Annotated in this window: 12 protein-coding genes; 11 read left to right on the forward strand and 1 reads right to left on the reverse strand. The window is 38.2% G+C overall.

Annotation, left to right across the window (positions count from 1 at the left end; translation table 11 throughout):
- The first annotated feature begins 2 nt into the window (after window positions 1-2).
- The 10 genes from LOS73_RS04880 (at window position 3) to LOS73_RS04925 (ending at window position 11,446) form a co-directional block, all read left to right on the forward strand.
- Window positions 3-1,031, forward strand: coding sequence for a hypothetical protein (locus LOS73_RS04880; RefSeq protein WP_096794297.1), 1,029 nt, complete (start codon window positions 3-5; stop codon window positions 1,029-1,031).
- Window positions 1,028-1,879 carry a hypothetical protein gene (locus LOS73_RS04885; protein ID WP_457934578.1) on the forward strand — a complete coding sequence of 284 codons (852 nt, stop codon included), beginning with the start codon at window positions 1,028-1,030 and terminating at the stop codon, window positions 1,877-1,879. Before LOS73_RS04880 ends, LOS73_RS04885 begins: the two co-directional genes overlap by 4 nt.
- Complete coding sequence (locus LOS73_RS04890; protein ID WP_457934579.1) at window positions 1,879-6,726, forward strand: RHS repeat-associated core domain-containing protein; 4,848 nt, start codon at window positions 1,879-1,881, stop codon at window positions 6,724-6,726. The genes LOS73_RS04885 and LOS73_RS04890 overlap by 1 nt, the downstream gene beginning before the upstream one ends.
- A 3-nt stretch (window positions 6,727-6,729) precedes the next feature.
- Window positions 6,730-7,206, forward strand: a complete 477-nt coding sequence (locus tag LOS73_RS04895) for a hypothetical protein (RefSeq protein WP_457934580.1) — start codon at window positions 6,730-6,732, stop codon at window positions 7,204-7,206.
- Window positions 7,207-7,237: 31 nt separating this feature from the next.
- Window positions 7,238-7,594 (forward strand): hypothetical protein, encoded by a 357-nt coding sequence (locus LOS73_RS04900; RefSeq protein WP_457934581.1) that lies wholly within the window; start codon window positions 7,238-7,240, stop codon window positions 7,592-7,594.
- A gap of 138 nt (window positions 7,595-7,732) precedes the next feature.
- On the forward strand, window positions 7,733-8,506 hold the full coding sequence (locus LOS73_RS04905; protein WP_033028465.1) for a ChaN family lipoprotein: 774 nt from the start codon (window positions 7,733-7,735) through the stop codon (window positions 8,504-8,506).
- Window positions 8,500-9,096: a tetratricopeptide repeat protein gene (locus tag LOS73_RS04910; RefSeq protein ID WP_033028466.1), complete on the forward strand. Its 597-nt coding sequence runs from the start codon at window positions 8,500-8,502 to the stop codon at window positions 9,094-9,096. The genes LOS73_RS04905 and LOS73_RS04910 overlap by 7 nt, the downstream gene beginning before the upstream one ends.
- A 49-nt stretch (window positions 9,097-9,145) precedes the next feature.
- Window positions 9,146-9,412 carry a hypothetical protein gene (locus LOS73_RS04915; RefSeq protein WP_008134121.1) on the forward strand — a complete coding sequence of 89 codons (267 nt, stop codon included), beginning with the start codon at window positions 9,146-9,148 and terminating at the stop codon, window positions 9,410-9,412.
- 321 nt (window positions 9,413-9,733) lie between these two features.
- Window positions 9,734-10,252, forward strand: a complete 519-nt coding sequence (locus tag LOS73_RS04920) for a DUF6795 domain-containing protein (protein ID WP_008134122.1) — start codon at window positions 9,734-9,736, stop codon at window positions 10,250-10,252.
- Window positions 10,253-10,279: 27 nt separating this feature from the next.
- The gene (locus LOS73_RS04925; RefSeq protein WP_008134123.1) at window positions 10,280-11,446 is read left to right on the forward strand and encodes a lipase family protein; all 1,167 of its coding nucleotides are present in this window, start codon (window positions 10,280-10,282) and stop codon (window positions 11,444-11,446) included.
- Window positions 11,447-11,990: 544 nt separating this feature from the next.
- Here the strand turns inward: LOS73_RS04925 and soxR are convergent.
- A complete protein-coding gene (gene soxR, locus LOS73_RS04930; protein WP_007377070.1) occupies window positions 11,991-12,473 on the reverse strand; it encodes a redox-sensitive transcriptional activator SoxR in 483 nt (160 codons plus the stop codon).
- A gap of 74 nt (window positions 12,474-12,547) precedes the next feature.
- Here soxR and LOS73_RS04935 point away from each other — a divergent pair, with 74 nt between their 5' ends.
- Window positions 12,548-13,021 carry a flavodoxin family protein gene (locus LOS73_RS04935; RefSeq protein ID WP_149605988.1) on the forward strand — a complete coding sequence of 158 codons (474 nt, stop codon included), beginning with the start codon at window positions 12,548-12,550 and terminating at the stop codon, window positions 13,019-13,021.
- Window positions 13,022-13,281: the final 260 nt, after the last annotated feature.

Here is a 13,281-nt window from a genome sequence, read left to right on the forward strand (position 1 = left end):
CGTTGCTATCTAATTACTTAAGTAACTATGAAGCTCAATTGCTGGTAATTAGTAATGCGCAGCTTTGCCCGTTTACTTCTGTAGGGCATGTTAAAACACTCAAAAAAAGGCTACTAGAGTTATGTTGGTTAAATGCTAAACGTAATAACTTAAGCCAAGTATTTGTTAAGCCAAATTTAGAGCAGCTAATTGTATTTCAGGAAAGTGGACAGACCCATAATTCTATTTCTCAAGCTTGTATAGAAATAATGGCAAACCTTCCTCAAACCGTAAATATTAAGTTTATCAACTGTGTGCTTAACGAGCCTGAGTTACACGCGGTTGCAAAGTTAATTATACGTAAAGTTTTATTACAGCAACACAGCCTCAACCTTGTGCCTTTAATTGATATAAGCACTTTGTTTTTAGCTTATAGCACTGAGGATAAAATTTCAGACCAAGCTTTGAGCGCAATTGAAGAGATTTTATTCGTCACAAGTAAATCGAATACCAAAGAACTAATAAATATTTTTGATAATTTAACCAAAAATGGACTTGTTAACTCACCGTTAATGTCTCTTTTTTTACTATCGCTAAGTCTTGAACAAGTTAATGTTGTTAGTAACTATGCAAGCAACATTGTATCTGTTGATCATACTTTGCAAGTATTACTACAAAGTGGGTTTGTAAAGCTTATCCCGCTTGCTAATACTGTGCTGCATCAAGTAAAAAAGCCAGAGCAAATAGTTGCCTTGATTAAACGTATTCTTGGTGAAAAATTAGATGTACTCGTAAACTTTGAAACACAAATGCAAGCGAGAAATGGTAATGAACAAGCCTGTTTAGATTTTCAGCGGCAGTTACAGGCTAACTGGCCAAGCTATGAAAGCCAGATGTCTTCGCTGAGGTTACTTGCAGGCAGAACATTAAATGAGCCATTAAATGCGATAGAGATGTCAGCAATGGATTGTCAAAGCCAAGCGGTATTTAATCTATATACTTATTATCAGTCTGTTGCCGCTAGAAAAGAAAACTCAGGAACATTGTTATGAGTGCTTTTAGCGTATCAATAGATTATTTATCAATGCCTGCGACGACAAGTGTAGATGAATTACTATATGGTGATGTGACTGCCGCCCTAGAAGGGAAAAAATGGCAGTCGTGGGATGTATGTATTTACGATTGCATCGTAAAATCGAAAGAGCTAATTAATAAAGTAGAAGACTTTAATACGCCGCTTGTTTGGCTTTTGCCTGCATTATCTTATCAAAGTGAGCTTAAGCAATTACTTGAAAGCAGTTTAAAGCAGTTATACCCAGATCATGTTGAACACTTATTATTTTATGGTGTAACGAGTGCACATATCGCAGTTGCTTTAACTAAAAAAAATCATTGGAAAAAAGTAAATATAATTGCGCTTGATGCAACTTTTAAAGCTGATGCATCAGGGCAATACAGCTACCAAGGTGTTGGCGGAGTATTTGCAACACTTGAGGCAAAAAAAATTGGGTGGTCGCAAGTAAACTACGAAATAACACCCTCAATTGATTTTGTTAAACATAATCAATTAAACGGTATGTTTACTCGAGTGGCTGAGCAAGCTCAGCAGTCTATTGATATTATTTTTGCGCCAGGAAATGGCATTTACCACGACAGTGAAGTGTGGTTAAACGATTTACAGCTGCTCAGTGCGTTAATTAATGAGCAGACACATTATGAGCTGCCTAATTATAAGTTAGGCCAAATTGGTGCGCTGGAAGGCGTTGTTAATTTATATCAATTAGCAACGAGTCCCGTTATTGAAAATCATTGCAAACACGCTCTTATGATTTCGCAAGAACAAGCAAAGCACCAAGCAGTAGCATCATACTTATGGATAAGTGAGGAAGCACACAACTAATGCAAAGTAATACAGTTGTTTTACAAGGAAAAAGTTACCCTATTTGCCTCGTTGCTGGTAAAGGTCAAACGCCATCTGGTTATGCTCCTGTAGTAGCTAACACGCCTGAAAGTGCTAAAAAGCAAATTGCTCAAGTTGGCAGTACATTAACAAGCGATGCAACTAAACGTCTCGACGTAATTAACTTGCTCAACACTGCCGGTGTGAAATGTCCTCGTAGTGCCACAGCACGTGAAACTGCCAGTGTACTTTCGCAAGCGTTAGTTGCAGGTACTGTGAGTTGCTATCACCAAAAGGCAAAGTCGGCTATTCAAGTCAGCGATAATACAAATGCTGGCTCAGCAGGTAAAAAATCAGCTAAAAAGGGCGAGTCACCCGCGTCAGGAAAAAGTGCCGCGCAAGCACCGGTAACAAATACGGGGGGGGCAAGCGATTCGACGCCAAGTGAAACACCCATTACTGAGCAAGAATGCCGTTCAGATCCGGTTTCAATGCTATCGGGTGAAGAAATACTGCCGCTAATTGATTTTACTTTAGCAGGCAGTCGCCAATTAATATGGCGACGTTTGTACCGCTCATCCCATGCCGATGTGTGCAGTGTTATGGGAAATGGTTGGCGCCACGATTTTATGGCAAGCCTTACTGAGCATTACCTGCCGCCACCAAAAGTAGGCCCTAAGCAAAAAGGGACTTACTGGTTAGAGTACCAAGATGAGCACGGCGCTAAACACCGCTTTGAAAAAGTAAAGCCTGGGCAATCGAGCTATCAGTTAAGCAGTAACCTTGCACTGCATTATCAAACTAATGGTAAGCAAGTCCTCGTTACGCCAGACGATCAACACTTGACCTTTAAAGCCGGTGAAAATTCATGGTTACTTGAAAAAATAATCAATGAAAAAGGCCAAAGTATTGGTTTTTATTACGATGCTAAAGAGCGCATAAATCGTATAGAAGTAAACAAAGCACGTGGCTGTATTATTAGTTACAACCAACTGGGTTTACTAAGTAAAATTGCGGCTTACCACACAGATAAAAATAATAAACAGCAGCTTATATACCCTGTACTTGCAAACTATGAATATGACGAAAACAACAACCTTATTCAAGCAACTAATCAGCAAAACGAAACTGAGCGTTACGCCTACAACGCCGCTAATTTATTAACAAAGCGTACCCGAGCCAGTGGCTTTAGCCACCATTTTGAGTGGGATAGCTACTCACCCAGCGCTAAATGTATAAAGCAGTGGGGCGATAATAATACCTATACTTACCAGTTTGAATATAACTTAGAGGCTGGTGAAACAACCTGTATAGATTCTCGCGGCCACAAAGAGCACTTTGTACATAACGCACAAGGTAAACTGGTAAAACATACCGATCCTAACGGCAATGTTTGGCAATATACATACAATGCACAAGGCCAAAAGCTCAGTGAAATAAAGCCCGATAGCAGCACAACGCGCTATAACTACACACCTTTCGGCCAATTAGAAACAATAACACAGCCAGATGGTAACCAAACGCATTTTGCCTACAACCAGCTTGGGCAACGTGTATTAACTACCTTACCTGATGGCCAAACCATTACGCGCAAGTACAGTGTGGCTGGCTTATTACAAAGCGAAACCTTTGGCGATGGCCGTACCACGTTATACAGCTACGATAAGCTCGGCCAGTTAACTCAGCATATAAATAAAAATGGCCAAATCACCAAGTTTATTTGGAACGAACAAGGTGAGCTTTTAGCAAAGCATCTTAACGATGAGTTAATACGTTACAGCTACGACAATTTAGGCCGCGTAAATGCCACACTTAATAACGCAGGCTTACTCACTCAATATAAATACAATGAGCACGGCCAGCTTATACAAACAATTGCCTTTGATGAAAACGAGCCTGAAAATAAGCAGCATCAATATTTTAGCTACGACGAAGCAGGGCGATTAATTAGCTCGCAAAACAGCAAAGGCGATACCACAGAGCAACACTTTGAAGGACTAAGCCAGCCGCATTGTGTCATTCAGCCCGATGGTAGCGCACTGCATTTAACGTACGACAAAGAGCGAAACTTAACAGCCATCGAGCGAAGCGACGGCCACGTATACCGCATAAGTTACGACGCGAACGAAAACCCAACGCAAGTAACTGGGTTTGATGGCACGCTACAGCAGTATAAATATGATGCCTGTAACCGCCTAGCCTCAGTAACGCAAAGCAACAAACGCCACGTGAAAATAGAGCGCGACAGCCTAGGCCGTGTAACTGCGCAGCATGCAAGCCTTGCAAGCGACGCTCATATTGTTAATAACGCCAATTATTACAGCTACACAAAGCAAGGTAAAATAGCGCGTGCACATAATGCGCAATCAACACTTAAACAAACGTTTGATAAAGGCGGGCGATTACTGCGCGCCGAGCAAGTACATAATCAGCAACAAGCGCATACCTTAAAGTACAGCTACGACGAATACGGCAGAAGGCAAACCCTGACCCTGCCAGACTCAACCACGCTTAAATACAGCTACAACCAGTTTGGTCAGCTAAGTACTATTCACTTACAGCAAGCCAACAGTACTGCTGTTGAACTTGCACAGCTCAGCTACGACAGCCAAGGTAATATTAAAACCCAGCAGTTTGGTAACAGCATAACCCTTACTCAGCAGTTTGATGTATTCAACCGTTTAACGCAGCAGCAGCTTACACACCCAGCGCAAGCATTATTTGATACCTGTACGTACAATTACGACAGCGTAAACCAGCTGATTGCCCGTAAAAACGAAGGTGTAAGCAACCAAAACATTAATTTTGAATACAACAGCTTGGGGCAGTTAATACAACAAACACTGGCAAGAACAGGTGCTGATACAACCACACACTACCAGTGGGATAGCTTTGGTAACCCGCAAAGCCAGACTGTTCAATCAAACACAAAGGATGCGGGCATTAGCGGTACAGACACTAGTGATACAGGCGAGCAGGGTATAGAACATGATGCAGCCAGTAGCGAGTATACAGCCAGCTCTTCTATTGATTTAACGCGCGCCACCCATAACGAATACAGCGATTTAGCGCCAAATAGTAGTAAAAATAGTAGCAACGCTGACTCAGTAGTAAGCAATGAAAGCACTAACAACACTATGATAAACAGTGCCACCGACGCCGACCGTTTAACACACTTTGGCGACAGCGACTTTTACTACGACGAGTTCGGTAACCAAATACGCGAAACCGGCAAAGGCATTAAAACCCGCCGCGAATACAACGCGTTTAATCAGTTAAGCTGTTTTAACAACAACGGCACGCTCACCCAATACGACTACGACCCATTAGGGCGCCGTATTGCCAAGCACACTGAGCACGGTAAAATTGACTACATTTGGGATAACGACCAGTTAATTGGTGAATGCCAGCACGGTGAATATATTTGGTATATTAACCTGCCAAATCAATTTCACCCAGTAGCACTAATTAAACAAGGTGAGGTGTATTACTACCACCTAGACCAACTGAATACTCCACGTTTTGTGACAAACAACAAAGCAGAAGTCGTATGGGAAAACCAAGCCGATGTGTATGGTTATGAAGAACCAGAAAGCGAGCCTAAAGCCAATGCAGAAAATAGCTTCACTCAGCCAATTCGTTTTCAGGGGCAATATCTAGATGAAGAGAGCGGCCTGCATTACAACCGCTACCGCTATTACAGCCCAAAACAACAACGCTTTATAAATCAAGATCCAATAGGGTTAGTGGGTGGCTTAAACCATTATCAATATGCGCCAAATCCGGTTAATTGGGTAGATCCGTTTGGGTTGACATGTAAAGACGGTCAGAAGAAAAATGTATTTGCAGGACACGGTTCGATAGATGTTACAAAGCCTGCGACCGTTCCGATGGGAACTAGCTTAACAGTTTACTCATGGGACGGGGCTACAATTACCGATGACTTAGGTAGTAAAATTGAAGATGGTACTGTTTCAAGTGGTGTTTTCAAAAAAGTATACACTGAAGGCGATGTAATTCCAGGGTATATGCTGCATCCAAATTGTGGAAGTTTAAATATATCATCTAATTCAATCCAGGTTACTGAAAGTAAACATATATCTGAACTGCTCGCTGAGAATATGGGGGAATACCACTGGGCTGCTTGTACTTACATTGATGGGCATGAAAATTCGAATATTATTCATGATGAAGAAGGCATATTTAAAGAAGAGTCAGGACAGTATTCACAGTTGAAGAGCGGGAAATGGGAAGGCTTAGATGAAAACGCTAGTGATGATCCTAAAAGAAGTAAAAAAAATAAAAAAATAAAATTAAATACTTTGGAAAAAGATCAAGTTAAAGCTCTGTTAAAAGAAGGGGTACCTATACGAGCAGCCATTAAGCACATTAAAGGTCAAAAAATAACCCCTCGAGATTTTGGTACGAAATCTATTTCAGAAAACCCTCAGTTAAATCAAATGTGGAATGAGTGTATACTAGAATTGACTGAACGTTCCAAAGCAAAAGCGAAAAAGTTCTTTCAAAGCTATCAAAATTTAATTGATGGAACAGCTAGTAAAAAAGAAGCTAGGTATGTGTTCGATGAAGTGAATTCTTTATTTAAGGTGAAAGTGAATAATGCGAAAGAAAAAGGTGTTATTTTTGAAGGTTATATTTTTGAACAGGTGCACCATTGGAATTGGCCTATTGAAAAATATAGTAAACAAGCTATCAGTGCAGAAAACCTATTCCCAACCACAGCTAAGTTGCATGCCATTATTCATAATATGACAACATCTAGTTCAAAGAAATTTGTTCCTTTTTCTTATTTTCATCCAATTAGTAAGATACATGAGAGGGTTTAAGATATGGTTAAAGATAAAAAAGAGCTATTTAAGGCTATTAATGATGAGTCTATACTTATTAATCCCGAATTAATTTGGAGTGGGGAATTAATTCAGGATACTTGCCATACATGTGAAAATCCTGAGTTTCTTTTTAATATTTTTCTTACAACACCGGAAATGTTTCCGAAGCCGGAGCAGCTATTAATATTATGGTCTACAAATAGCAACTCTATAGTCGCATTTTTAAGAGAAGATAAGGTTTATATAAAATACTATCTAGAAGATGGTCCAAGTGAGTATGAAGTTTTAGGAAAAACATACCAGCAAATGATAAGCAATCTATTTGCTTCTTTAATATTTCGAGAAGTAAGAGAGAAAGATTTGAAAGTTTTAGCTAATACCTTTAATTTTAAATATTTAGACGAATTAGCAAGTTTTATTTCAAGAAACGATGACTGGGAAGACAATACATCAAAGTTTATTTCTGAAATAGAATGATTGAACAATTTACTGAATCATGGTGTTAGTAATGATAGATTTTAAAAAAAATGATGTTCACATTGATTTGACTAAAATGGAAAAAACATTTAGTGGACTGCAAAATAAGAAAATATTCTTAAACTGGTTTTTGTCGGCACTAACGAAGTCCACAATCATCAATAAGAGAAGGCATATAGCTATTTGCCCTATATGTAATGAAAAAAACTTTTTATTGCATGAGGGAAATAAAGTCATATCCAAGTATGAGTACAGAGTACCCGATGGAGAAATAAATTTTATTGTGGACTCATCCATCCTGCATCTAGTTTCGGTACATTCCTTAGTGCCGGATCGGTCGCTGATTGCAGCCCTAGAAAATTTGTATTGCAAGTCACCTGAAAATTAGCTGTTCATTATGGTATGTATAAATATCACAAATTTAACACTCCAAGACGTTGCTTCTTTTACGCTAAAAAACAACCCCAGCAAGCAATTTAAAGATAAATGGTGTTTTGGAAATTTAAATGAAAAACAAGGATAGGTAATGAATAAAATAAACACGGATGTAAATTATAAAACAATGGCCGGTAATGCGCGCTTAGTGATGCTTGGTGAATCAAGTCATAGCACTGCTGGATACAAATATGAGGCTATAAAGGCAATCAAACAGCTAAAAGCGGCTGGTTTCACGCATTTTGCAATCGAAATGTTACCAAGAGCTATGCAGGAAAAAATAGACTTTTATCAGCGCACAGGTAAAGGCTTTAATGTTATACAGCAGTATTTTAATAAGTATTGGACCCATGGCTATTTAACACCTCATGCTTATGGTGAACTTGTTAAGGCTGCGCGCGATATTGGAATGAAAATAGTCGCGCTCGACGTGTTAGTTGAAACAATGGATATAATGGATAGTGTATGCTCTTCAGAGAAGGGTATAGGAGGCGATTGCTTTGATACTCATACTTATAGAAACGCACTTTGGGCAGTTAATTTAGCTACTATATTAAACCGTTCAAGTCAGAATAGGGTTGTTGCTTTTATGCATCGCTTTCATGCTGTACTAAATGCAGCAGACCAGCCTGGTGTTGATGTATTTCTTAAAGATCACAATATTTTCAATGTACGCTTTATCGACTTTATCGGAGGGTTAAGTTGCATAAGTGATAGACGCTGCTCAGGTGACTCTAATCAGGATAAATTCTTAAAAGAACGCTATTTTTATCGAGAAGGCTACCCGTACGAATCATCTGTTAAATCTTTTCAAGTGCATATACCTGAAAAGCGTGTGAATAGTGATGGTTCACTACAATGGTAAAAATAATATCAATAATTATCTTTACTTGGTGTTTTGTATTTTCTTCGGTTTTGAGAGCATCACTTTTTCCTAGTATAGATATTAACTCCTCTAACCTAACTGTAGAGAAAGCCGCTAAGCAATGCGAAAAGAGCTTAATGCATGCACCTGATCAATTAGAAGCATGGTGTGAAAAAGCATATAGTCTTGGTGATTGGGAGGCTTTGTATTACATAGGCGTGCACACTGGAGATGGGTCTCGTTATTTAGAGGAAATTAATTCTCGTATTGCAAATAACGAGTATAGTGCTTTAAAAAAACTTGCTTGGATATACCGAAGTGGCCACTTTGTAAAAAAGGATTTAAAAGAATCTGCACGATTATATGAATTATATTTACTCCATGATAATGAAATGAATTTTCAAACTGTTTCGGCACATTTTGAACTATCAACTATTTACCAAAAGCTTGGTATGTGGAATAAAGTGATTTCTCATACAGATTATGTAATAAATTATGCAAATAGGACCGATTGGGAGCATCGCGCTCAATATATACAAAAGCAAGCCAAAGCATCATTAGCTGAAAATGAATCATTAAATGAAAACTGAAATATAAAGGAGCTATTAACGCTTTAATTTAAAGCGCTATAGAAATTACATGGAACAAAAAAAACAGAACACACTAACCAACCTCGTTTACGATATATACGAGACCCCCACTTTAATAGAAGGGCATCGACCGCTTATTCAGCCTTTACTTCTTGATTTAGTGGCTACAGCGCCAGATGGCTTTGAAGGTATGGCGACGATGATTAATACTCATATTTCAAACGGCTTTAAGTTTAAAAATCCTAAAATACAAAAGTTTGAACTTGAGTCTGGGTTATTAAAACTTAAAACTTACTTTCAAAAAATAAACCGTTAACGACTTATTTTTTAACGTTGAGTACTTAAATCAATGGTTGTTATAGGTCGGTATATTCATTCATTAAACAGTATAAGAACATACTTTTAAATCAGAGTTAAATCTACGATTTTGCCCTGATGTATAGCGCAGTACGGATAAAAAACAAACTGGTTGTTTTTTGTTCCAAATGCATGCAGTATAATTGTATTTTATTAGAGTTTTTAGTTTTAATAAGTTTGATTATCGCTTTTTATTTAAAATAAAAAGCACTTAAAGAGTGTAATTAAATAGAAATATATATTACGTAATGTATAGCTAAAACTTGGGAGATAGTTTGCTTTGTTATTATCACGTTTAAAGATTTCTTTACTGGTAGTAGTGTCTATTACCGTTATTTTTTTTACTACAACACAGGCTTTTGCAGATATGTTTGGCTTTTCAAAAAAGCAGGATTTTACTTTATCAGTTCCGATTAGTGGTCAACTGCTAAATGATGGTAAACCACTTGCGAATATTACCATATTTAAGTCATTCACTTTTGGTGATGAGTATTTAGATGAAACGACGTCAGACGATAATGGTAATTTTTCTTTTCCTGAGCGAGTTATTAAAACCTCTAAGCCAGCGAATATGTTCGATAATGGGTCTCTAATTCAGCACATCTACATAAAAAAAGATAACTCGAAAGATATTGTTTTATGGTTTGCCAGAATTGGTTTACATAAGCAAAGTAAAACTTTGAATGAGTATTTAAATAATCTAGTGTGCGACATTGCAAAAGAGCCTCAAACTTACGATATACCGGTTGTTGAAGATAAAGAACACGTTTTTACAGTTTATACAGCCTGTAAAATTTAGTTTATAAACAATTTAAAAGGATTTAGCATGAATACATTAACACCTGCACAAGCGGTACAACTCGCGTTACTTGCTTATGATGCCAAAGATATCAAAAGTACGGATCTAATTAATAACTCTTTATCTCCGGCTTTACGTGGAAAGTTTGACTTTTCTGTAAGTCCTAGTTCAGTACAAGGTGTATCAGGCGGCTTTATTTCGCACCTATTTGGATTAAGTTCTGGTTTTGGCCTAGTTGGTCACGGAACGGGGGCTTTTAAAGGGGAGTCTGTAATTGCTATTAGAGGGACCGATACAATACGTGATGGCTTAACTGATGCTCATTTTGGTTTAAGTGGTGGTTCAAACGGTAGTATGGTGCATGCGGGGTTTAATAAAACATTTTATACTATGAAGCCTAAGCTACAAGAGTTTGTCACTGCTAATATTAAGAATAAAATGACGGGTGGTGTTCATGTTGTTGGTCATAGTTTAGGTGGTGCTTTAGCTACGTTATCCGCTGATTGGATCAAAGCGGAATATTCATTACCAGTAAAGCTGTATACATTTGGCTCACCGCGAGTAGGGCTTGAAGGTTTTTCAAGGGCAGCGACATCGAGAATTGATAAAATTTACCGTTGTACCCATGGCGCTGATCCAGTTGCTAAAGTCCCTTTATGGCCATTTTCACATGCACCGTATAATGGGCAAGAAATCCGTTTAGATAATGGGCAAGGCCTTAAAGGTGCTGCTCATAAGTTGGACGGAACGCCTGGTTATATTAATACGGCAAACAGCAGTGATTGGAATAACTTAACCGTAAAAGCTAATCATTTTCTAAGCACACCAGTGCGTTTAAAGTTTGAAGATAGAAACCAAGCTTCATTTAATGCGCATTGGTCTGATAAATTAAGTGCGGCATTAATCACCTTGTTAAAAGATGCGGGCTATTACAGCGCTGTCGCTGCACAAGCAGCTATTGGAACCGGATTAACGTTTTACGATATGCTTGCTCGTACTATCGATAAAATAGCAAAGGCGTCTGCATCATTTGCAGTACAAACGCTAGGCTTATTAGGGCATATGTTAGTGTTTGCCGGTAAAGTTATTAATAAAGCTGTAGAGCTTACTTACAGCTTTATTAAATGGGTGTTTGATTCTACGTTAGGTGCTTTATACCGAGCTGCTAGAGATGGCTTAAATGGTTTAGGTTAAAAGAGATAATTTAGTTAACGCTGAAAATAGCTGCTCGAGATTGATTTATTATCCAGAGTTCAGGTTAGTTACTACTTTCAGGGCTTGTTTATCTTTTGGAGTTCAATTTACACCAGTATGTTTTATTTTTAGACAAGGCAGAGCCTATGCAATGTGGTTATTTCCCACAAATAGGTGATAAAGTAATATAAATGCCAAGCATGCGTTTCTCCTTGGGTTCGTCCTAGGGGGTATTTGCTTACATAAATGCAGGTAAGGGCGTGAACAGGACGCGGAAACTTTGCTCTATTTTTACTTATTCTTTCATCGATGTAAGAATAAGTACGCATGAGCAGTTACCGAGCTCACTCGGTTACAAGCCTCGCGGTGCGATTAAATAGCCCTAGTGGTTTAAAGCACTGACAAATAATTTCAAACGTTCTTACTTTTGCTATACCAACCCGCAAAAATACTTAATCAATTTGAGGGATTAAATCTGACGCTAACTGCGTTAAAAATTTCTGTCTTGTTATCGACACGATTTTTTTACCTCAAAATAGATCACTTAATTAGGAGAATTGGTATTATCAACTTTATCTAACAATACAGCACCACTTTGTTGCTCTCCTAAATGATCATCCTTATTGTAAATAGGGCAGTTTTTAAGTGATAAACAGCCACAACCAATACAGCCATCTACTTTGTCACGTAAACGCTGCATATAAGCAATGCGATCGTCGAGCTGTGCTTGCCAATGCTTAGAAAGCGCTGACCAGTCTTGCTTGGTCGGGGTTCTGTTGTCTGGTAGTGTGGCTAGCGTGTTTTTAATTTCCTCTAGCGTAATTCCCATTGTTTGCGCTGCTTTTATAACCGCTACACGGCGAAGTACATCGGGTTTATATCGACGCTGATTACCACTATTTCGCCAGCTTCTTATTAAATACTTAGTTTCGTAAAAATGTAGGGTTGATACTTTTACACCACTTCTTTTTGCCACATAGCCGACGGTTAGGTTAGCTTCTGTTAATTTTTTTTGTTCTGTGCTCATTTTAAATCCATATATTGACCTCAATAATGGTTGAGGTTTTAAGCTGCTCCCAACATAAAAAAGGAGCGAGTTAAATGCAATATAAAATTAAAAAAAATTCAGTAATAATTTATTCAAGTGCACGTAGAGAAGGAAATACATCAGCGCATGCTAATAGTTATGCAGAGCAAAATGATATTCGCGTTATTTGTCTTGATGACTATAAAATACCGCCATACTGCTATAGTAAGAACTATAAAAATGATGATTTTTATACTGTTTTTGAGTCGTTACTCGATTATGAACATTGGATTTTTGCATCCCCCGTGTATTGGTATAACACCACGGTACAAATGAAATCGTTTATCGATCGGATCACAGATTACATGGACGACGAAAACTTAAAGCCTAAGTTACGCGCGTTACGTACAAAAGAGTTTTCGTTGCTATCAAATGCCTCTTCTTTTGAAGCCCCTGATGCCTTTGTACAGATGTTTAAGCAAACCTTTGGTTATTTAGGTATGCGCTTTGTAAATCATAGCCATAAAAATACGCAATCGGTAGCATAATAAACAACCTATTCCTCGACGGGGTGTTTATTTTTAGATGTTAACACGCAGGCAATATAGCGGCTGCGTGTTATTACTCCTTTATAGAAATAACATCCCATAAACGCTGTTCGAGCAGAGCGAAGGTGTTGCACTTCTTTCATTTATTGATTACAAGTTTTGCATCGTAATTAAACAGTCTTTAATTTGAACGAACTTCATCCAAAAAGATCAACACGCCCTGCTTTTGGTAGTATATTAAATAGGCTTGATTACTTAAA

This window comes from Pseudoalteromonas sp. SCSIO 43210, assembly GCF_054133285.1.